This window comes from Bacteroides timonensis, assembly GCF_000513195.1.
Taxonomy (GTDB): domain Bacteria; phylum Bacteroidota; class Bacteroidia; order Bacteroidales; family Bacteroidaceae; genus Bacteroides; species Bacteroides timonensis.
The window spans coordinates 1-21,565 of record NZ_CBVI010000116.1; the positions used below are offsets into that span (position 1 = coordinate 1).

Consider the following 21,565-nt stretch of genomic DNA (forward strand, 5'->3'; position numbering starts at 1 on the left):
CGGTTGCTGGGGTCAGTTCGGTTGCTGGGGTCAGTTCGGTTGCTGGGGTCAGTTCGGTTGCTGGGGTCAGTTCGGTTGCTGGGGTCAGTTCGGTTGCTGGGGTAAACCTTCGCTACGCTCGGTTTCCCCCTAAATTTATATTTGAGAATGCTCTCAGTTTCAAATTGTTACAGTTTGGGACAAAACTATTCAGACCATAATAGGAGTAAGTCTTAGTGATTCTGTCCCAAATTTGGACTATTCAAACGAGTACTTCTCTTCAAGAGGAATGTACCCTTTAAGTCGAGTGCCGGGTACAGTTATCCTGTCAGAAATTTCAAAATATTTAGCCAAGTAGGTAGCCTTAGCTTGTAAGGATTTATCGTTATCATCCACAAGCTCATATTTATCATATATGTCCTGTAAGGTGGTTACTATCTCATTTTCTGAATATGGTCTGCCTATTATAAAGGTATCATGAATCTCATCTATCGGTACGAAGTAAATCTCCTTCTTGTGTGCGGTTTTAAGTTGCCGCTTCATGGTGGCTAAATCATAGTCAATTTCTACAATTCTATCCATACCAAACTTCTTATAGTATTTACAAAGCTCAGGAGCTTCATGTTTTAAAGACTTCAATTCCTCCTGCTGATCTTCTGTAAAGAATTTTAAGACTAACCCTTTAGGGTCTAAATCCTGTAACCGTTCCAATATCTGTAACTTTCTCTCTCTTGACAATGGTTTAGCCTTTACAGCTTTAGGTTTCTCTTTGTAATGCTCATAATGGTACGACACATTAAAATGTCCTGTCTCATTGTAAGCATTTACTAAGGATTGTAGATGTTTATAGAAAGATTCAAGTTTAGATTTCTGAATATGGCATTCTATCAGGAATGGGTTTATCTTGCCCTTGTAAGCGTCATTCTTAAACAAGAACTTATAAACAAGGATGCGTTCCTGAATCTCTGTCAGAAGTTCCCTTTCCCTACCTTTAAGAGTTTCTTTCAAGTCAGTAAGGATATTATAAACCTTCTTCTGTGCTTCCATCTCCTCAATGATTTCTTCACGGGATTGTGGCTTCAATTCATCATCCCAATTCGTAATATGGGTGATGCTACCAATTCCTAAACGAAACCTGCCTATTATTTGGACTGCATGAGTGAATGGGTCAATCATGGTCTGTGGCTTGCTCAAACAATCTGTAACCATTATTATATCAGGTTTATCAGGAGTGTCTAAATCTACCGCTGAATAGAACCTGCTCGTAAAGAAACTGTACTGCTCCAATATCTCGCCCGACATAAAGCTGTCGGAAGCCTCGTACCCGTCCTCATGGAGCTTACGAATGGCGTTATCCTTATTAGAACAATAGATTTTACTACGGTTTCTAATGTCGGCTTTCTCTATCAATGCCTTGGCATAGTCAGGTGAATTTAAGAATATGGCTTTCTTGTAATCGTTCAGGGATATTTGATTCAGAAACTCTTGCTGTACGTTATTTGTACCTATTAATGATAAGTTCTTCTTATAGTCAAAGGTGGGTACAATCTTGATATAGCTAAATGAATGGTTGGTAAAACCTTTTAAGGTTGGGAATAATGGGGTGGCTGAAATCAATGCCTTGTTGTCAAAGCTAAAGAAATCGAAGAATGGTAGAATTATATCAGGTCTGAAACCTGCGTCCTGTACAACTTTCTCACATTCATCTATTAAGAGGAAGAAGTCTTCGAAGAGGTTCACTTTTATATGTTCTGCCACTCGTTTGACTTTGGAATAGCTTTCAGGGGTTACTATGATCTTCTTGTAACGAATAGACCTGTTAAGTAGATATTTCTTAACATCATTATCCGAAATGCCTTCACGTACCCCCAATGAGTTGGGATATTTAACCTGCTTGCCGTCAATCACGGGTACATTGGGTTCAATGATTATGGAGTTACGTTTGGCATATCTATCGTCCAATTCACAGGTCGTAGCACCTTTGGCTGTCAAAGTCTTGTCGATTATAGCATTGCTCGGCAGACCGTCAGGATAAAGGTCTGACATGTATTCCTCGACCTGAATTTCAACGGGTTTTAACTCTAAGTTGGTGTTCTCTATCATAATCTGAATTTTAAATTAAATCGTTCATATTGTGAGACAAAATCAGTCAAAGTTATCTATATTAGGGTCTGAACAATTCTGTCCCAAGTTGGTGAAATATCGCTTAAAGATAAGCATATTGCTCAATTCCTCCTGATTGCCACTACAATTATTCCCTATATCGGACTTCAAAGCCATTCCTGTTACAAATCTCTTTCATTTCGTCCAATGTGTAGTAAGCATCCACTTCATCGCTGTCAGTCAGTAGCGTGTTATTGGGAGTATAGAAGTTCCGTATGTCAGGATGATATTGTGCCAACGAATCATTGATGAAGTAAGCACATTTCTGTTTAGCCTTTCGTGGCTCGTAGAATATATTAAACATTCCTTCAATGGTATCAACTTTCAGGAAACAATAAACCTTATCTATGTATAATGGGTAAATGCCTTTCACGTATTCACGCAACACTTTCATCTGTTTCTCAAGGTCGGCTTCCACCTCATTAAAATATTGCTCCGTGAAGTCCGTACTGTTGTACCGTTTAATATTGAAGTCTGAAAGCCTGATTCTGTCAGTCAGTTTATTCATTTGAACCCTGATAGATGTAAGTTCCTTCTCAATCTTAGACTTCCGTTCCTTGTAACGATTCTTATCTATGTCATTATCTAAATATAAGTCCTCCAACCTCGTCAGTTTATTCTCCTGTTCCTTATAAGAGGTTTTGAGAGCCTCCTGTTCCTCAATAGTTCTGCTCTTGTTCTCATTCTCTTCTGCTACGGCTTCAAGTCGTTGTTCCGCATTCATCTTACTAACATAGAATAGTTGCTCCTTAATGAAGTTCCATATAATAGGGTTTACAATTCGTTCATTCAGATAGACTTGGCTCATGCAACCTGTTGAACTACTCTTATTGCTTGTACATTTGAAGTGTACAGTATCCCTTTTATTGGAGTGTAACCTCGTATAGAATGCTCCACATTCAGAACACTTAATGAGTTTCTGTAATAAGTATTTGGTGGCTTTGGGATATGGGGTTGTCGTCCTGTTATGAGCCAGCTTCTCCTGTACCTTGTTATAGGTTTCTTCATCTATGATAGCAGGAATGTCAAAGTAGAATGTGTCAGTAATCTTGTCTATCTCGTCATAGATATTGGCTTCAACCCTGCCTGTATATGCACTGTTATTGAGTATAAACTTTGTGTTACCGATGCTTTTCAGTTTCTTAATGGCAGGGTATTTACCATAAATGTATCTTGTTGTAGTGATCAAAGCCTGTCCTTCTTCAAGGTACTTGTCAAACATTTCCTTTACGATTGTAGCATATTCATTCTTAACCAGGAATCCATCTTTTTGCCTTGTATAGCCGAATGGTGGGATGCCTGCGAACCATTGTCCCAAGCCTGCCGAATCCCGCTTACCAGATGCCATTCTAAAACGAATTGACACGAGTTCTTCCTCTGCTTGCTCAAATGCCTTACGCAGCTCCTTCTCAAATTCTAAATTGACTTCACCTGTCTCTACGTCAATAGTCCATTTCCTCTTATCTCTAAAGTAGATTGGAATGCTGTAGTCCCGATTAAACTTATCGACCAAAGTAACTCCATATAGAAAATTTCTCGTCAGCCGTGAAACCTCTGAAATCAGAACGACATCAACTTCATCGTTCTCACAGGCATTAATCAATTCATCCACTGATTTACGGTTGCCCTTACGAATATCATCCTTACCCGTTACATGTTCACCAAAGACCTTAGCGACTTTCAATTTAAATCTGTTGGCGACCTTCTCAAGTTCTAACTTCTGGCGATTATAATCCTGTATATTTGTGCTACATCTTAGCAATAATGCTGCTCGTTTCATTTCCTTAATGCTTGAATTTCAGTACAAATATAGCACTTTAAATTTAATCATAAAAGTTTTTAGTTTAGTTGATCAGAAAGAAACGTCCCAGGCTTCGTTCGGCATCCTGTTTGCTCTTGAAGTCGATGCTGTCTGTGTAGCCGAAACGCAGTTCCGGTGGTAAAAGAATGCGGCAAAACGTGGATTTCCGATACCCTTGGGCGCCTACCAATAGGGGCGATGTACTGTTGCCGTGCTGCCGGTCAAGTCCCCGCCAATGAGCCGTCATACTGAGAAACCAGCGGTAGAACAATTCCCGCCAATGCGGGTTTTCGCAGGGAACGAGATCGGCCAGGGCACGGATACGGTCTTTTCCGTCCCAGCGTCCGGTGTCGTTGAGGTATTCTTCCACAGGATTATGGAGGGGGATATAGTCGGAAGTAAGGTAGCGTGCTATGTCGCGGTCCCATACCCGGATACCTTCTTTCAGGGCATTGAGCGCTATGCTGCTTCGTATCCGCTGGTCGGCGGGGCGGAATTGGAAGTGGTCGCGCTGGCGGTATTCCAGCTCGCCCAACACGGTGTTGTAGCGGAATTCGTAGCGGCGGTTCATGAACTCTTCCAGGCGGAAGGCTGTGTCCTGTTCGGCGGTCATGCTGTTGCGGGTGCCGAAACCTTTACATTCACGGTAAAGATTATGTATGGCGGCACGTATTACGGGCTCGTCCGCTTCGCGATAATAATGCATCAGGGTTTGCCGGACTACCTCTTCCTCGGGAATGCCTGCTTTGTAACAGTGCTCGGCAAGCCGTGCCAATAATGGGCGCAGGTCGTCACCTCGTTTCCAGTTTGTCAGTTCGTCGAACGCGCGGTTGAGCGCTGCTTCGAAGAGCATGGAAAAGGTGTCCGATGAACTGTAGCCGGGCTGCATGCGTAATAGCGGATTGGTTTCCGCCTGCTTCTGTTCCTTGAAAGTGGTGTCGCCGGGCATGGCGAAGGGTTGTTCCAGGCAGAAGGGGATGGCAGCCGGATTATAATAAGGTCGCTCATCCAGCGTCATGCGGCAACTCTGGTTGAGCGACGGTTCTTTTAGGGTGATGGAGTAGGGCAGCAGGGGTTGGTAACAACTTACTGCAAGGCGGTAGGCGTGGGCATGAAACAGGGCCATTTCATTTTCATGTTTAGGGAATGAGCCGTCGGGCAGGGCGAAGAGCACCCATATCTTTACACTGCGTCCGCTGCTTCCACAAAAGGCGGCAAAGGTTTGAGGCAGCAGGGAAGCCTGTTGCTTTATCTGTTCCACTTCGGTGATACCTGCCAGATGGTTGACTTCAATCTGTACCAGTCCGTTGTAAATCTTCACCCGATGTTCTCCGTCTTTGGTGCGGGCATATTCCACGGCGGGGTAGATGCGGGGTAATTTATCTATGTTCAGATAGTGGTTATCTGTTCCTTGCAGCATAGGTATGAGGTGGCGCAGGGCTGATACATGTGCCGCTTTGTTCTCTTTCTTTATTTTTTCTATTAAGGTTTCAGCATCAAGGGTACTGAAAGATTCTTTGCCGGTTTCACGGTCGGCACGTATAAGGGTTAGCTTCATCGTGGTTATTTTTAGTTACTGTTTTTAAAAGACGGCGCAAGGTACAACAAAAAAACGGGGGGCAAAGTGTTTCTCAAATAAAAAAAGAATTCTGTGCCGAAACGGGTATAGGGTGAGTGGTCAGACTAAATATAATAGAAAATTTTCAGGTACACTTGAAAAAACTATCTTTTTTGAGGGGAAAATCAAGTGTACCTGATAAATTGTCTGTCGGATTGAATATTCTTATCCGGAAAATGGTAGTAATAGTATCCCTCTCTACAGGAGCCCTGAAGGGGTGAAATCAGATATAACCGTAAGAAAATTACGGAGTAATCAAAATAATACGTATCTTTGCTATTGAATCAAGTTGAAAATAAATATGCTAACAAAATTTGCAGTAACAAATTATAGAGGATTTGCCAATCGTATTGAGTGGGATTTATCCAATCCTGCCAATTATGAGTTTAACAAATCTGTGATTAAAGATGGTGTCATAAAAAATGGTATCATATATGGTCCAAATGGGTCTGGTAAGACGAATTTTAGTTTAGCAATATTCGACATAGAGAACCATTTGTCTCCGAAATGGAAGAAAATAGATTACTATGTGAATTTCGTTTATGCAGGTAACAATGACAGAGCCGTTAAATTTGAATACACATTTAAATTTGACAATGACACAATAGATTACATCTATGCCAAGAATGCTTCCGGGGTATTGGTAGAGGAAAGCCTTTTTGTAAACAAGATGAACATCTTTGAACGGAAGGATAATTCATTTCGTATTGACAAGCAGCAGTTCCCTATGGACGAAAGCATAGAAAAGAATCTTGAGAACAATGCCAATAATGTGTCTGTAATCAACTTCCTGTTTACATCTTATCCGCTCAATTCAGAACATTATCTGATTAAACTCAATAGGTTTGTCAATTCCATGCTTTGGTTTAGGAATCTTGATGTCCGTGAATTTATTGGACTTGAAACAAATATAACAATGTTGGATGAGTTTATCATCACAAACAATCTGCTTGATGATTTCTCCGATTTTTTACAAAAAGTAAGTGGTCAGACTTTCCGGTTTATTGCACATAATACTACGGATAAGCAGATTCTTTGCCAAATAGATAAAAATGAAGTCCCATTTAGACTGGTAGCATCAACAGGTACACAGTCGTTACAATTATTGTATTTTTGGCTGAAACGCATGGACGAAGCCTCGTTTGTCTTTATAGATGAGTTTGATGCTTTCTATCATTTTCGCTTAGCTTTTGAGGTGTGCAAGCGGTTGTTTGCATTGGATTGTCAGATTTTCACATCGTCACATAACACATATTTGATGACGAATGATTTGTTGCGCCCAGACTGCAATTTTATCCTAAACAATAACAAAATCAAGTGTTTGGCTGATTGTACGGACAAAGAATTGCGTTTTGGCCATAACATCGAAAAAATTTATCGTGCAGGAGCTTTTTATGATAAATAAGGAAAAAACGCTTTTTATCTTTGAAGGAGTCAAAACAGAAGATAAACTTATAGAGAAATTAGAGCATAATTTCTTGGGCAAAACGAATGCCATAAAATGTGTATTTGATGCCGAGATATACCAATTATATCGTGTCATAAAAGAAGAAAAAGAGTTCTCAATAGATATAGTTTCCTTATTAAAAGAACGTACGGCTGAAAACGCTAAAATTCTAGAAAATTACACCCGAGACAGTTTTGCCTATATATATTTGTTTTTTGACTATGATGCTCATTCTACGTTGGCAGATGACGATAAAATAAAAAAAATGCTTTCTTTTTTCAATGACGAAACTGAAGAGGGAATGCTTTACATCAGTTATCCAATGGTGGAAGCCATACGACATTTCAAGGATTTGGAAAGCTTCAAGTCTTTGACAATAAAATGCAAGCGCAGGAATTGTCCATATAAAGACGAATGTCATGACAAGGACGAATGCTTGAAAGAACCTCATTACAAAAGTGTTGCTGCTACAGATAGCAAGCCACAATTATCAAATGTAAATTCATATACAAAAACAGTTTGGCAGGAACTGATTACCGCCCATTTATGCAAAGCTAATGATCTTGTCAATGATGCTTTTACTTTGCCTACTTCTTTGATATCGCAGGAAGCTATCTTTTTAAAACAATTAGCGAAGCACATTTGTCATAAATGTCCCGAAGTTGCGGTATTAAGCGCATTTCCTCTTTATGTACTGGATTATTTTGGATGTGAAAGAACCATTACGAAGTTAAATTCTTAATCTGACAGTAAAATTCCATCATTCTTTTGGTTATGAGTTAATTCACCACAGAGTAACACAGAGTCTCGCAGAGTTTAATCAATTTGAAATCAAAAGAATAGAACTCCGTGAAACTCTGTGTTACTCTGTGGTGAAAACTCATTTCTTTCCGAAAGAACGCAAATTACACGAATTACGCAAATAAAAAACAGATAAGCTCTGATCTTTCTTTTGACACACCCTCCGTTATGTTCGGATGATAATAGCGCAGGGTAATATCTCTATACAAAACGCTCCTTGCGAAATGGCTGATTTGATATTGATTATCAGTGAAATGCAAGGCTTTAATTTCCTGTCGACAAGAAGCTAAGAGTTTGTCGACAAAAAGTTAACTTCCTGTCGACAAAGAGTTAACTTCTTGTAAACTGAAATCTGATAATTTTGCATTTTTGTTTACAAACTTTTTGGTGGCTCAAGCTTCTCAAGCTTTCAACTTGCTGTAGTTCATGAGTTTTCCTTCATGACTGTTTTACTCACAAAAAGAAGTAAAAATCGCAGTCCGTAAACTCAAGAACTTATAAACTCAAGAACTCACAAACTAATAAACTGCAGCAAGCTGAAGGCTTGCGAAGCTTCAATAAAAGTCCTCTTACACTTTCTTAAGAGAAACATCGCCTTTTCCTTGCTTTTACATCGCCTTTCCTTTATCTTTGTATCCGTTGTTTTGGTTTGTCCACGACTGTGAGCTTGCTGCTTTACAGCTCAGGGCTGACGCATTAAAAATATTTCATGGATAAAAGTTCACAAAGTAGTTCATTATCCCATCCTGCTGCCTTTCTTTTCCCTTTTACGCTTCCTTTTCTTTCATTTTTCTTAATAACCATCAGTGCTATTTTATTCATAAGTGAAACGTTTTGTGCCGCATTTCCGGTTTTTCTGCCTGCATCTTCATTAAAAGAGACATCCAACTGCCAATGCAAATTGTTTTCAATAGCCCAATGTGCCCGTATAGACTCTGCTATTTTTTGAGGTTCCAGCCCTAAAGAGGTGATATAAAACCTATGGCTTACAGAGGTTTCGCCTGTTGTTTTGATTGTTCTTTGTGAAGATATTCTCACAACCGCCTTCAATCCCTTCCATTCTTTGAACATTCCGGTTAACGCCTGGCAACTGTACACAAAACATTCACGGCGTTCATGTCTGCCATGAGACTCTTCCTCTGTTATATATTTGCCGTATCTGGTGGCATAATGTGCTTTGTTCACATCGATATTTTTATCATCCAAATCATCAAACCACCTTTTGACGGTATTATAAAGATTCTTATGGTTTTCTTTCAGAGCTAAGACATAATCTGCTCCACCCTCTATTATTTTTTTAGCAATATCCGTTTGACACCCCATCGCATCAATGGTTACAATGCACTTGACTAAATCCAAGGCTTCTAACAACAACGGGATAGCCACGATCTCGTTATGTTTTTCATTAACTTTCAGCTGTCCAAGACTGATGCCATTAGCTGTAGCCCAAGCACTAACCATATGAAGTTTAAAATTTGGATTACCAGTGGGGTGAGATGAGCTACATTTACTGGCACCACGAATGGTTTTGCCGTCAATAGCTACAACACCCTCATATTTCTCGCAGATTTCAAACATCCAATGCCGAAAAATACGTTCGAAATACTCAGGATTCAGAGCACTGAAAAAACGATTGAAGGTATCGTGACTGGGGATAGATTCCAATCCGGGCAGCCGTTCACGGAAAAAGTCAATCTTGGCATTGCCGAAATCTTCTACTTCATACCAGGATTCTGCACCACATATTACAGCAGCCATTGAAATATAAACGATAGCATCGGCAGAATGTACACGTTTCCTGTCAATACGAGGGTCATTGATTTGTTTACAAATACTAAATATTGCCATTATTTTAGTCAATTTATGTTTCTTAATTACGTATAAAGATAAGAATTTAAGATGATATATAAAAATAGTTTATGCATTAATTATCAATTATATATAGTGAGATTTTGATAAATTAAATATAAGTGTTTATGGTAAAAAACATAATGCGTCAGCCCTGCTTTACAGCTGAGAAGCAGCAAGCTCACAGCAATGAAGCATGTGCTTCACCATTGTGGGTAATGCGAAAACATCGTTTGTCAACGAAAGAAACATAGGCAGCCAACGAAAGAAACATAGGAGATTAACATAAGCAATCCCTGTTCTGGACATCACCGGAATGGGCGGGAAAATGCGAAAAAATAAAAGAACAATGGCGATATTATTTGATTGGTACGAGAATCCCAAAACCAAAGACAAGCAGGACGAAGAATTGACCCTGCACCCGCGCATCCGGCTGAACGGTTCCACGGGCACCGCCCAACTGCGGAGGTTCATACAAGAATATTGTTCGCTGACCGAAACCGATGTCTCGGCCGTGCTCGATGCCTTGTCGCACTTCATGGGGCGGGAATTGGGTGAAGGACGCCAGGTGCATCTGGACGGTATCGGCTACTTCCGCCCCACACTGACCTGCACCGGACCGGTGAAGGTGGACACCAAACTGAAAAGTACGAAGGTAAAACTGAAAAGTATCACCTTCCGTCCCGACATAGAGCTGCGAAGCGAGATAGGCAACATAAAAGTTAAACCGCTAAAACAACGGAATGTGTTGCAAAAGAAACTGACCCCGGAAGAGATTGACAAACGGCTGGAAAAATTCTTCGCTACCCATGATTTTATGACGAAAGGGGATTTCTATTCTATCACCGGAATGACAAGAACCACAGCTACCCGGCATATTCGGCGTCTTTGTGAGGAAGGAAAGCTGGAAAATAGAGGGTTGCAGAAACAGCCGATTTATGTGCTGAAGAGGTGTAATTGATAGATTATGAATGAGATATGCTTAAATGTATGGAGTGTAGGTAAAATTGCCTGCACTCCATACACGGTTGCTTGCACTACGCTGTATTGCCGATGAACAGGGGGATGCGGAGCGAGAGTGCAAGCGTGTAGGTAAAAGTGAGTATAAACTCTATGCAGAGAATGGGTTCGAGTTATAAATGCGACACTTCAGTCTCATAGTGCTGTTGAAGCTGAAGAATCTTTAGAAGATAAGGTTATAAAGAGAGCAATATTTTTATTACTTTTGCACCAATCTATCATTCATTTACTAAGGAATTCTATTTCATGGCTAAGAAAAATTCTACAAAAGATACGGAGCAATCCCTTTCCCTGTTTGGTAAAATAAGGGCGATCTTCAAAAACGAAACCATTCACTTTGTTATTGGCTTGGTACTGGTCATTTTCTCTGTGTACTTGCTGCTGGCCTTTTCTTCGTTCTTCTTTACGGGAGCGGCGGATCAAAGTATCATTGACTCGGGTAATGCACAGGAATTGGCTTCTACCAATAATGGGGTGAAGAATTATGCCGGTTCGCGCGGCGCTCAATTGGCAAGTTATCTGATTAATGACTGCTTCGGTATTTCCTCTTTCTTCATTCTTGTATTCCTTGCGGTGGCGGGGTTGAAGTTGATGCGTGTACGGGTGGTTCGTCTCTGGAAGTGGTTTATCGGTTGTTCGTTGTTGTTGGTTTGGTTCTCTGTCTTCTTCGGCTTTGCCTTTGTGGAGCAGTATAAAGACTCTTTCCTGTATCTGGGCGGTATGCACGGATATAATGTCAGCAATTGGTTGGTATCGCAGGTAGGTGTTCCGGGCGTTTGGATGATTCTGTTGGTGACTGCTATCTGCTTCCTTATCTACCTCAGCGCACGTACGGTTATCTGGTTGCGCAGATTGTTCAGCCTTAGCTTCCTGAAGCGCAAACAGAAAGAGGAAGAAGAGAAAGGAGAAACACCGGAAGAGTTTACAGACTCCTGGACGGCAAAAGGAAAGAAAAAGCCGGTTCCTGTTCCTGATGTGGCAGATATAAAAGAAGAAGAGGCTCCCGTTGAAATTCCCGAACCTATAAAAGAACCGGAAAATGAAATTACATTGGATTTGGGTGGCGTTACGGAAACACAGCCTGCCAAGGTATCGGGTGAAGAAGTGTCTATGACTATTGAGACGCCTGTTCCTGACCCTGTACCTCCTTTCCACGAAAAAGCGGCGGAACCCGTATTCGAAATAGAAGCTACTGAAAATGATGACGAATATAAAGGTCCGGAAAAGGAACCCTATAATCCCCGTCTCGATCTGGAAAACTATCGTTATCCTACTGTCGACCTGATGAAGCATTATGAGAATGCCGAGCCTACTATCGACATGGCGGAGCAGAATGCCAATAAAGATAAGATTATAAATACACTGCGCAGTTTCGGTATTGAAATCAGTACGATAAAGGCGACGGTGGGGCCTACGGTGACGCTGTATGAAATTACTCCCGAGCAAGGTGTTCGTATCTCCAAGATTCGCGGTCTGGAAGATGATATCGCTCTTAGCCTTTCGGCATTGGGTATTCGTATCATTGCGCCGATTCCGGGAAAAGGAACAATCGGTATTGAAGTGCCGAACTCCAATCCGAAGATTGTTTCCGGACAGAGTATCATCGGTAGCAAGAAGTTCCAGGAGTCTACTTATGACTTGCCGGTAGCTTTGGGTAAGACGATTACCAATGAGGTTTTCATGGTTGATTTGTGCAAGATGCCGCATATGCTGGTGGCCGGTGCCACCGGTCAGGGTAAATCTGTTGGACTGAACGCCATCATCACGTCTTTGCTTTATAAGAAGCATCCGGCTGAACTGAAGTTTGTGCTGGTAGACCCTAAGAAAGTTGAATTCAGTATCTATTCGGTGATTGAACATCACTTCCTTGCCAAGTTGCCTGATGGGGAAGATGCTATCATTACGGATGTAACCAAGGTAGTGCAGACGCTGAATTCTATCTGTGTGGAAATGGATACCCGTTACGACTTATTGAAAGCCGCGCACGTGCGCAATATTAAGGAGTATAATGAGAAGTTTATTAATCGTCAGCTGAACCCTGAAAAGGGACATAAGTTTATGCCTTACATTGTGGTGGTGATTGACGAGTTCGGTGACCTGATTATGACGGCGGGTAAGGAGGTAGAGTTGCCTATTGCCCGTATCGCCCAGTTGGCGCGTGCGGTGGGTATCCACATGATTATTGCTACGCAACGTCCGACAACGAATATCATTACCGGTACAATCAAGGCGAACTTCCCGGCTCGTGTTGCTTTCCGTGTATCTGCCATGATAGACTCGCGTACTATTCTCGACCGTCCCGGAGCTAATCAGCTGATCGGACGTGGTGATATGTTGTTCCTGCAAGGGGCAGATCCTGTACGTGTGCAATGTGCCTTTATCGATACACCGGAGGTAGCGGAGATTACTAAGTTTATTGCCAAGCAACAAGGGTATCCTACTGCATTCTATTTGCCGGAGTATGTAGGTGAAGATGGTGGCGGAAACGATTTGGGAGATGTGGATATGGGACGTCTGGACCCGTTGTTCGAAGATGCTGCCCGTCTGATTGTCATCCATCAGCAAGGTTCTACATCGTTGATCCAACGCAAGTTCGCTATCGGTTATAATCGTGCCGGGCGATTGATGGACCAATTGGAAAAAGCCGGTATTGTGGGACCTGCACAAGGCAGCAAAGCGCGCGAGGTGCTTTGTGTCGATGAAAATGACCTGCAAATGCGCCTGAACAATTTACTATAAATCGTGTTAAACTAATGATGAAGAATCTTCTTTTTGTTTATATCTGCCTGTTCGGTCTGGCATTGCCGCTTTCGGCACAGAAACTGGATGCCCAAGATATATTGGACCGTACAGCTACTGCCTTCCGTCAGGCGGGAGGTATTCAAGCGGATTTTACGGTTCAGACGTATGCGAAAGGTGCTTTGCAGGGGAGTTCTGTCGGGACCATCCGTCTGAAAGGAGAAAAGTTCCTGTTGGATGCCGACGGGGTGAAAACCTGGTTTGATGGTTGTACGCAATGGAGCTATCTCACTAACAGTGACGAAGTGAACGTTTCCGAACCTACTCCTGAAGAGTTGCAAAGTATCAATCCTTATGCCCTGCTGTCTATTTACAAGCAAGGGTATCACATGAAATTGGGCAAAACTGATGTTTATGGAGGTAAACCTGCTTACGAGGTGATATTAACTGCTTCTGATAAAAAGAAGGATTTGCAGTGCGTTATTATTTATGTAACGAAAGACACCTTTCAGCCTTTATGTATCAGCATGACGCAAAAGGGTGGAAATAGCGTGGCTATTCGTATTACATCTTATAAAGCGGGAGAATCATACAACGATCATTTTTTCACTTTTGACAAAAAAGCGTATCCGACTGCTGAAGTGATTGATCTGAGATAGATAATAACTAAATATATAAATAACGATTATGAAAACAGAAAAAGTAAAATGTCTGATTATAGGTTCTGGTCCTGCCGGTTATACTGCGGCTATTTATGCAGGGCGTGCCAACCTTTCTCCGGTGCTTTATGAAGGATTACAGCCGGGTGGTCAGTTGACAACAACTACAGATGTGGAGAACTTTCCCGGTTATCCGGAAGGTGTTAGTGGCCAGCAATTGATGGATGATTTGCGCAAACAGGCAGAGCGTTTCGGTGCAGATCTGCGTTTTGGTATTGCAACCGCTTCCGACCTGAGTGCGGCTCCATATAAAGTAACGATTGACGAAGAGAAAGTGATTGAAACTGATACGTTGATAATTGCTACGGGTGCTACTGCCAAATATTTGGGATTGGATGATGAAAAGAAATATGCCGGTATGGGCGTCAGTGCTTGCGCTACTTGTGATGGTTTCTTCTATCGCAAGAAGGTGGTGGCAGTGGTCGGTGGTGGTGATACGGCTTGTGAAGAGGCTGTTTACCTGGCCGGACTGGCTAAGAAGGTTTATCTGATTGTGCGGAAGCCTTTTCTGCGTGCTTCCAAAATCATGCAGGAGCGTGTGATGAAGCATGAGAATATAGATGTGCTATTTGAACACAATGCCGTGGGCTTGTTCGGAGAGAATGGTGTGGAAGGTGTTCATCTGGTGAAACGTATGGGTGAATCGGATGAAGAACGCTACGACCTGGCTATTGATGGTTTCTTTCTGGCTATCGGTCATCAACCGAACTCAGATATCTTCAAACCCTATCTGGATACAGACGAGACAGGTTATATCATTACAGAAGGCGACAGTCCTCGTACGAAAGTGCCGGGTGTGTTTGCCGCCGGTGACATTGCCGATCCGCATTATCGTCAGGCTATTACGGCAGCAGGAAGCGGCTGTAAGGCAGCACTTGAAGCGGAAAGATATCTTTCATCCAAGTGCTTGATCTAAATTCCTTATATTAAGTAACGCTTAAAAAATAGAAGGTGTGTCAAAATAAGGATTAGAACACAAATTACACGAATTACACAAATAATGATTTTTTAGACTTCTGATAATCAGAGCTTATCTGATTTGTTATTTGCGTAATTTGTGTAATTTGCGTTCTTTTATTCAGTTTTGACACACTCTCTATTTTTTAATATACTTCTATTTCATCTACGTATAAGTCCGAAGGGATAATATCTTCCGGTGAATCTTTCCGACAGTCAATTCCATTGCGCAATGTACCACCACTTTTTAAAGTCACTTTGATATAGCGTGCTTCGGTTGGCGTAAATTCCAGTACATCAGTGAACATCTTCCTGCCATGTTCAGGATATTCGCGGGTGTAGGAGGCCTGAGCTACTTCCTTGAATTCTTTGCCATCAGTGGATACTTCCACACGAGCTGCGCCTGCGGGCAGTACACGGAAAGCGGGATTATAGAGTGTACCAAAAATCACTTTACTGATCGTGGCCGGTTTTTCCAGATCGACGGAAAATACGAGCTCATTGTTATTCTTTTCATTCAGGTTGAAGGCTACCCATGGCGTGAAGGAAGCGATATTGCCGCGTTTTCCATTGGTCAATCCCAATGTTGTGGTATCTGCGCCTAATACATCATTCTCTCCGAAGATGTCACCGCTCATCCAACCCCAATGAGGAGTGGTGGTGTATTGCTTTCCACTTATCAGGTTTGCATACAGTTTCTTGCCGTTCACTTTCCCCAGCATTTTACCGTTCTTGAAAGCTGCTGCCTGCAAATCGATGTAACCCTCCCAAATGAATGGCTGAGTGTAAAGTTCAGACTTTGCAGTCGGTGCACTTCCATCCGTGGTATATCTGATTTCGGCATCCGGATAGAATGTTTCCAACACGGCTTTCAATGTGCCGTCGTACACGTGCGTATTGATATTGACATCGAAGAAATTGCGGCATGCCTTTACGTTCATGGCGTCCATACGCTCAAAGTCTTCTACCATGCGACTCCGGAAGCCGTTCCAGTTCTTCCGGTTGTTCTGTGTCCAGCCCGTCTCTGCCAAAGCCACGGCACGGGGAAATGCCTGATAGTCACGACGTTCATCACTTTGCATGTATTCGTTCCATATATTACCTTGCACGCCGATGATATGTTTTTTCACCAGTTCGTCAGCGTCATCGGGAACAGGATTATAACTATAGGTCTTTTTCAGTGTCTGATATCCGCCGATGGTAGTCGGTGCGGTTTCGGGTTCTTCCTGATACTGGTCCAGGTAAGCATACGGGCTGGGAGTCATAATTGCATCGTGTCCCGCTTTGGCGGCAGTGATACCGCCTTCCACACCACGCCAGGACATCACTGTTGCATTGGGTGCGAGTCCGCCTTCCAGGATTTCGTCCCAACCGATGATATTCCGTCCTTTGCTATTGAGATATTTCTCCATGCGGGTGATGAAGTAGCTTTGCAGCTTTTCTTCCTTTGTATGTTTCTTACCGTCAATGGCATTCGGAGTGGTATCATCTTTCAGACCTAACTTCTTGATCAGTCCTTGGCAATGTGCACACTTCATCCATGCATCTTTGGGACATTCGTCACCACCGATGTGAATGTATGAACTGGGGAATAATTCCATCACCTCATCCAGTACACCTTCCAGGAATTGGAACGTTTCTTCTTTGGGGCAGAAGACTTCTTCGAATACTCCCCATGTACCGGTTACTTCATACGTCGTATCCGGTCTGCAAGATAGTTCAGGGTAGGAGGCAAGTGCGGCAATGGCATGTCCCGGCATCTCTATTTCCGGGATTACGGTAATGTATTTGCTTGCTGCATAAGCCACTATATCTTTAATCTCTTCCTGTGTATAGTATCCTCCATGTTCTTTGCCGTCAAATATTTGCGGCCAGTTGACAAAATAGTAATCTATCAACGTTTCTTTCCGCTTCGAACCGACTTCCTGTAATTTCGGGTATTTCTTGATTTCTATCCTCCATCCCTGATCATCAGTCAGGTGAAAGTGGAAGGTGTTCATCTTATGCATGGCAAGCATATCGATGAATTTATAAATGTAGTCGGTCGTAGAGAAATGACGGCAGACATCCAGCATCAGGCCTCGGTAAGGAAAACGGGGAGCGTCTTCTATTTCAACAGCAGGCAGAGACCAGTTGGCACGTTTCATAGTTGCCTTTCCGTAAATGGCGGGTGGCAGCAGTTGATACATAGTCTGTATTCCATAAAAGAAACCGTTGGGATGTGATGCCGAAAGGGTGATCTCATTCGGTGCGATGGAAAGCTTGTATCCTTCCTTGGGCATACCTTCTTCCGTAACGAAGCGTATGTCTGGCTGTTCCGGATTCTCCTGTGAACTGGTTTTCAGAGAAATACCGGAGGTCAACTGAATTTGCGCAATCAAGCTGTCCGCAATGGCTTGTACTTCGGGAGTGCAACCGGCTGTGACGACAGATACTTTATTGCTCAGTAAGAAACGTCCCTCTTGGGGAGTCATCTGATTAGGCATCGGAACGATGTTGTACTCGTTCACCACTTCTTTTTGATTTTGCTGACAGCCGGAAGAGGCACACAGCAGGCTTGCTAATAGCAAAGCACTTAATCCTTTTTTCATGACATAAATGTGTGTTAAGTTTATAAATCGGGCAAAACAGGGAAAAAAGGTGTAGCTATCGTCAAGGGGGGGAGACGCTACTATTCTTTATCCTATTTTACTTATCTTTTTCAGCTTTTCTTCGTCGATGATCTTTATTTTTCGTCCGTCGATAGTGATTAAACGTTCAGTAGAGAATTGTGATAGCGTACGAATGGCATTGGAGGTTGTCATATTCGACAAATTTGCCAGATCTTCCCGCGAAAGGTATATACTGAGAGTTGAGCCATCTTCTTCCAATCCATAACTTTCTTTGAGGAAGAGCAGCGATTCCGCCAATCTTCCACGAATATGTTTCTGCGTCAGATTAACAGTGCGCTCGTCAGCAACTCCCAGATCGAAGGATAGTTGTTTGATAAAGAACATGGCAAGATCATTGTTCTGCGTCACCAATGTTGTGATGGCACTCATCGGTATCAGGCAGATCAGAGAAGGTTCGAAAGCGGCGGCAGCAGTAACGTAGTCTTCTTTGGCGAAATAAGCACGGTAACCGAAATACTCGACGGGTTTAATCATGCGGATAATCTGGCTTCTGCCACCGACACCATCCTTATAAATCTTGACTTTTCCATTCAGAAGGCACATAAGGTATTTAGGGGTTTCACCTTCGCAATGAATGACTTCATTTTTCTTATAATTCTGGAGCGTAAAATGGTTAGCGAGAAATTCCCGCTGTTCTTCATTCAGGGGCTCCCACATATCGGCTATCAGCTCCGGAACATTCACGTCTGACAAATTCATTTTTACCATAACTGCTGCAAAACTGTGTTATACAGCACAAATGTAAAAAGAAAAAATTAAATATTGCACAAAAGACACGAAAAGATGCAGTCTGGGGGCAGGAAAATGATAATTTAGCGGCGAAGCCGCTAAATTAAGTTACGAGCTACGAGCTACCAGTAACGAGTTGCCTTTCGGTATACTATTTATAGGTATAACTATCTCAATTAGCTTCGCTGACATATTATCTGATTTCTCTCATTAAAGTACGTTCCCCTCCTCCGCCGGAGGTTGCTCTCCCCCGATAACGGGGGAGTCGGAGAGGGTGGGTGACCAAAGGGCGGGGTGGTAGGTAAAGCAAGAAAATACCTATGAATCATATCAATAAGGAATTCTTTTCTTACCTACCACCTCCCCCCGTTGGGGTACTCCTCCTTCCAGAAGGAGGAGAACTGAGATACTCAAGGGATCATCCCAAAGGGTAACTTGTCACTTGTAGCTCGTAGCCTGTAGCTTAGCGGGCACAGCCCGCTAAATTATCATTTAGTGAACAGCAATTCCCTATATTTCGGCAACGGCCAGATCTCGTCGTCAACCTCCATTTCGAGGTGATCGATGTGGTCACGTATCTTTTCCAGATAAGGACGGACATTTTCTTCGTAGGCGAAAGCTTTGTCCTTGTAGCTATCCATGTGATTGGCAACTTTACGGGCTTCGGTCATTTCGCGCACCAGAACCTTGATGGACGTTACTCGTTTGGATATTTCACGTATCAGTTCCTTGCGGTCAGCACTCAGTACTTCGTATTCTTCGGGAGAGAAGATTTCCTTGAGTCCACGTAAATTCTCTAACAGACGGTTTTGGTAACTGACTGCAATGGGGACAATGTGATTAATGGCCAGATCACCCAGTACACGGCTTTCTATTTGTACTTTCATCGTGTACTTTTCCAGTTCCACTTCCAAGCGGCAGGCAAGCTCTGTTTCATTGAAGATGCGTTCACCTATCAGTACGGAACGAGACTGGTTATCCATATAATGCATCAGAGCTTCGGGTACGTGGCAGATGTTCGTCAATCCGCGACGGGCAGCTTCCTCTTTCCATTGGTCTGAATAGCCGTCACCTTCGAAACGGATAGCTTCGGAAGCAATAATGGTTTCTTTCAAAACACGGAAGATGGCTTCATCTTTACCAATTCCTTCTTCCATCAACTTGTCGATAGAGGCTTTGAATTCATTTAACTGGTTTGCCATAGCTGCATTTATGGCAATCATGGCAGCGGCACAGTTGGAAGAAGAGCCGGCGGCACGGAATTCAAAACGATTTCCGGTGAAAGCAAACGGAGAAGTACGGTTGCGGTCTGTCGTATCGAGAAGGATTTCAGGAATACGTCCGATTCCTAATTTAAGGGTTGTCTTCTCTTCAGCCGTCATCTTGTCATCGCCTACCTGGCGTACGATATCATCCAGAGTAGCCGATAATTGTCTGCCCAGGAATATGGACAGAATAGCGGGCGGCGCTTCATTGGCACCTAGACGGTGGCTGTTGCCGGCACTCATGATAGAGGCACGCAGCAAATTCTGATTTTTGTAGACCATCATCAGTACATTCACCAGGAAAGTCAGGAACAGCATGTTGCCTTTAGGATTCTTGCCGGGTGCAAAAAGATTGATGCCGGTATCAGTGCAGAGTGACCAGTTGTTGTGTTTTCCCGAGCCGTTTACACCGCTGTATGGCTTTTCATGCAGCAATACAGCAAAGTTATGCTTACGGGCGATGCGTTTCATCAGGTCCATTACTAACTGGTTATGATCGTTGGCAAGGTTGGCATTCTCAAAGATGGGAGCCAGTTCAAACTGGTTGGGGGCAACCTCGTTATGGCGTGTTTTTGCCGGAATACCCAGTTTGTGACATTCTATTTCCAGTTCTTTCATAAAGGCTGTTACCCGTGGCGGAATAGAACCGAAATAGTGGTCTTCCAGCTGTTGGTCTTTGGCGGAAGAATGTCCCATTAGCGTGCGTCCGGTCAGGCAAAGGTCGGGGCGGGCGTTGTATAGGGCAGAGTCTACCAGGAAGTATTCTTGTTCCCAGCCTAAGTTGGTGAACACCCGGGTTACATTTTTATCGAATAACTGGCATACTTCCGTGGCGGCTTTGTCTACGGCACCGAGTGCTTTCAGTAATGGAGTCTTGTAGTCCAGGGCTTCGCCGGTATATGAGATGAAGATTGTAGGGATACACAGAGTTGTATCTACCACGAAGGCGGGAGAGGAAACATCCCATGCCGTGTATCCGCGTGCTTCAAATGTATTACGGATACCTCCGTTGGGGAAAGAAGATGCGTCCGGTTCCTGTTGGATGAGCAATTTGCCGGAGAAGCGTTCAATTACATTTGAATTTTCTCCGAATTCGATGAAGCCATCATGTTTTTCGGCTGTACCATCCGTCAGCGGCTGAAACCAGTGAGTGTAATGAGTAACGTTCAGGGATTTAGCCCAACTTTTCATGCCGTTTGCTATCAGGTCAGCTATTTCCCGACTGATGGGAGTTCCTTTTTCAATGGCATCCGTTACAGCTTTGTAAGCTTCTCTGGGTAGATATTCCTGCATTTTCTTACGGTCGAACACATGGCTTCCGTAATAATCGGATAATTTGTTCGAAGGGGTAGTAACTTCAAGAGGGCGCCGGTTGGCAAGCTCTTGCAAGGCGTAAAATCTCATTTTTGACATATTTGTCCTTCTTTTGTTGATTGTTGGGCGCAAAATTATATGTTTTTTCTGGAAGTACCCCTATTTTTTAGGGGGTATTATTGAAAATAATATGTTTTTTCTGCGGATACCCCCTAAAATATTCGGGGGATGTTACAGGAAAAACTCTTTTAGGGGATTTTATCTCCGCTCTTTTCTATATTAAAGCTATGTCTGGGCTGTATCTGCTCCGTGTTATCTCCGTACCTATATGCTTAGACTTGATACGGAGCTACTACGGAGATGATACGGAGCTGTTACGGAGATGATACGGAGCTGTTACGGAGATGATACGGAACTGTTACGGAGATGATACGGAACTGTTACGGAGATCGCATGGACTCAATTTTGAATTAACTTTCATGAAGAATCTTTC

Annotated in this window: 13 protein-coding genes and 1 pseudogene; 7 read left to right on the plus strand and 7 right to left on the minus strand. The window is 42.9% G+C overall.

Going from position 1 to position 21,565, the window contains the following annotated elements; genetic code table 11:
* Positions 1-237: 237 nt before the first annotated feature.
* From BN161_RS21185 to BN161_RS21195, 3 genes and pseudogenes are all read right to left on the minus strand, one after another.
* Positions 238-2,082, minus strand: a complete 1,845-nt coding sequence (locus tag BN161_RS21185) for a hypothetical protein (protein ID WP_044270045.1) — start codon at positions 2,080-2,082, stop codon at positions 238-240.
* A gap of 148 nt (positions 2,083-2,230) precedes the next feature.
* Positions 2,231-3,922, minus strand: a complete 1,692-nt coding sequence (locus BN161_RS21190) for a recombinase family protein (protein WP_044270047.1) — start codon at positions 3,920-3,922, stop codon at positions 2,231-2,233.
* Positions 3,923-3,989: 67 nt separating this feature from the next.
* Positions 3,990-5,501 (minus strand): annotated as a pseudogene (locus tag BN161_RS21195) (BT4734/BF3469 family protein); the annotation flags it as partial.
* Positions 5,502-5,862: 361 nt separating this feature from the next.
* Here BN161_RS21195 and BN161_RS21200 point away from each other — a divergent pair.
* Together BN161_RS21200 and BN161_RS21205 are read left to right on the plus strand one after the other, a co-directional pair.
* On the plus strand, positions 5,863-6,966 hold the full coding sequence (locus tag BN161_RS21200) for an AAA family ATPase (RefSeq protein WP_044270049.1): 1,104 nt from the start codon (positions 5,863-5,865) through the stop codon (positions 6,964-6,966).
* The gene (locus tag BN161_RS21205; RefSeq protein WP_044270050.1) at positions 6,956-7,750 is read left to right on the plus strand and encodes a hypothetical protein; all 795 of its coding nucleotides are present in this window, start codon (positions 6,956-6,958) and stop codon (positions 7,748-7,750) included. The genes BN161_RS21200 and BN161_RS21205 overlap by 11 nt, the downstream gene beginning before the upstream one ends.
* Before the next feature lie 755 nt (positions 7,751-8,505).
* Here the strand turns inward: BN161_RS21205 and BN161_RS21210 are convergent.
* Complete coding sequence (locus BN161_RS21210; RefSeq protein ID WP_044270052.1) at positions 8,506-9,657, minus strand: ISAs1 family transposase; 1,152 nt, start codon at positions 9,655-9,657, stop codon at positions 8,506-8,508.
* 128 nt (positions 9,658-9,785) lie between these two features.
* On the opposite strand from BN161_RS21210, the gene BN161_RS30860 reads away from it, so the two are divergent.
* From BN161_RS30860 to trxB, 5 genes are all read left to right on the plus strand, one after another.
* Positions 9,786-9,911 carry a hypothetical protein gene (locus BN161_RS30860; protein WP_262483931.1) on the plus strand — a complete coding sequence of 42 codons (126 nt, stop codon included), beginning with the start codon at positions 9,786-9,788 and terminating at the stop codon, positions 9,909-9,911.
* A gap of 95 nt (positions 9,912-10,006) precedes the next feature.
* Complete coding sequence (locus BN161_RS21215; protein WP_044270054.1) at positions 10,007-10,618, plus strand: HU family DNA-binding protein; 612 nt, start codon at positions 10,007-10,009, stop codon at positions 10,616-10,618.
* A 305-nt stretch (positions 10,619-10,923) separates the two neighbouring features.
* Complete coding sequence (locus BN161_RS21220; protein ID WP_044270056.1) at positions 10,924-13,416, plus strand: DNA translocase FtsK; 2,493 nt, start codon at positions 10,924-10,926, stop codon at positions 13,414-13,416.
* A 14-nt stretch (positions 13,417-13,430) separates the two neighbouring features.
* Positions 13,431-14,075: a LolA-like putative outer membrane lipoprotein chaperone gene (locus BN161_RS21225; protein ID WP_044270058.1), complete on the plus strand. Its 645-nt coding sequence runs from the start codon at positions 13,431-13,433 to the stop codon at positions 14,073-14,075.
* A gap of 28 nt (positions 14,076-14,103) precedes the next feature.
* Complete coding sequence (trxB, locus tag BN161_RS21230) at positions 14,104-15,051, plus strand: thioredoxin-disulfide reductase (protein ID WP_044270060.1); 948 nt, start codon at positions 14,104-14,106, stop codon at positions 15,049-15,051.
* 187 nt (positions 15,052-15,238) lie between these two features.
* Here the strand turns inward: trxB and BN161_RS21235 are convergent, their stop codons facing one another.
* The 3 genes from BN161_RS21235 to BN161_RS21245 all read right to left on the minus strand — a co-directional run bounded on the left by BN161_RS21235 (position 15,239) and on the right by BN161_RS21245 (position 21,171).
* Positions 15,239-17,683, minus strand: a complete 2,445-nt coding sequence (locus BN161_RS21235) for a glycoside hydrolase family 20 protein (RefSeq protein ID WP_044270062.1) — start codon at positions 17,681-17,683, stop codon at positions 15,239-15,241.
* An 87-nt stretch (positions 17,684-17,770) separates the two neighbouring features.
* A complete protein-coding gene (locus tag BN161_RS21240; RefSeq protein ID WP_007212829.1) occupies positions 17,771-18,472 on the minus strand; it encodes a Crp/Fnr family transcriptional regulator in 702 nt (233 codons plus the stop codon).
* Between the two features lie 509 nt (positions 18,473-18,981).
* Entirely contained in the window at positions 18,982-21,171 is a 2,190-nt protein-coding gene (locus BN161_RS21245) for a glutamine synthetase III family protein (protein WP_044270064.1), read from the minus strand.
* Between the last annotated feature and the right edge of the window lie 394 nt (positions 21,172-21,565).

Excerpts from the sequence above, each read along its gene's own strand:
- BN161_RS21220 (WP_044270056.1), top strand. The coding sequence starts at position 10,924 with ATGGCTAAGAAAAATTCTACAAAAGATACGGAGCAATCCCTTTCCCTG.
- BN161_RS21205 (WP_044270050.1), top strand. The coding sequence starts at position 6,956 with ATGATAAATAAGGAAAAAACGCTTTTTATCTTTGAAGGAGTCAAAACA.
- BN161_RS30860 (WP_262483931.1), top strand. The coding sequence starts at position 9,786 with ATGGTAAAAAACATAATGCGTCAGCCCTGCTTTACAGCTGAGAAGCAG.
- BN161_RS21240 (WP_007212829.1), bottom strand. The coding sequence starts at position 18,472 with ATGGTAAAAATGAATTTGTCAGACGTGAATGTTCCGGAGCTGATAGCC.
- BN161_RS21210 (WP_044270052.1), bottom strand. The coding sequence starts at position 9,657 with ATGGCAATATTTAGTATTTGTAAACAAATCAATGACCCTCGTATTGAC.
- BN161_RS21215 (WP_044270054.1), top strand. The coding sequence starts at position 10,007 with ATGGCGATATTATTTGATTGGTACGAGAATCCCAAAACCAAAGACAAG.
- BN161_RS21185 (WP_044270045.1), bottom strand. The coding sequence starts at position 2,082 with ATGATAGAGAACACCAACTTAGAGTTAAAACCCGTTGAAATTCAGGTC.
- trxB (WP_044270060.1), top strand. The coding sequence starts at position 14,104 with ATGAAAACAGAAAAAGTAAAATGTCTGATTATAGGTTCTGGTCCTGCC.
- BN161_RS21245 (WP_044270064.1), bottom strand. The coding sequence starts at position 21,171 with ATGTCAAAAATGAGATTTTACGCCTTGCAAGAGCTTGCCAACCGGCGC.
- BN161_RS21190 (WP_044270047.1), bottom strand. The coding sequence starts at position 3,922 with ATGAAACGAGCAGCATTATTGCTAAGATGTAGCACAAATATACAGGAT.
- BN161_RS21225 (WP_044270058.1), top strand. The coding sequence starts at position 13,431 with ATGATGAAGAATCTTCTTTTTGTTTATATCTGCCTGTTCGGTCTGGCA.
- BN161_RS21200 (WP_044270049.1), top strand. The coding sequence starts at position 5,863 with ATGCTAACAAAATTTGCAGTAACAAATTATAGAGGATTTGCCAATCGT.
- BN161_RS21235 (WP_044270062.1), bottom strand. The coding sequence starts at position 17,683 with ATGAAAAAAGGATTAAGTGCTTTGCTATTAGCAAGCCTGCTGTGTGCC.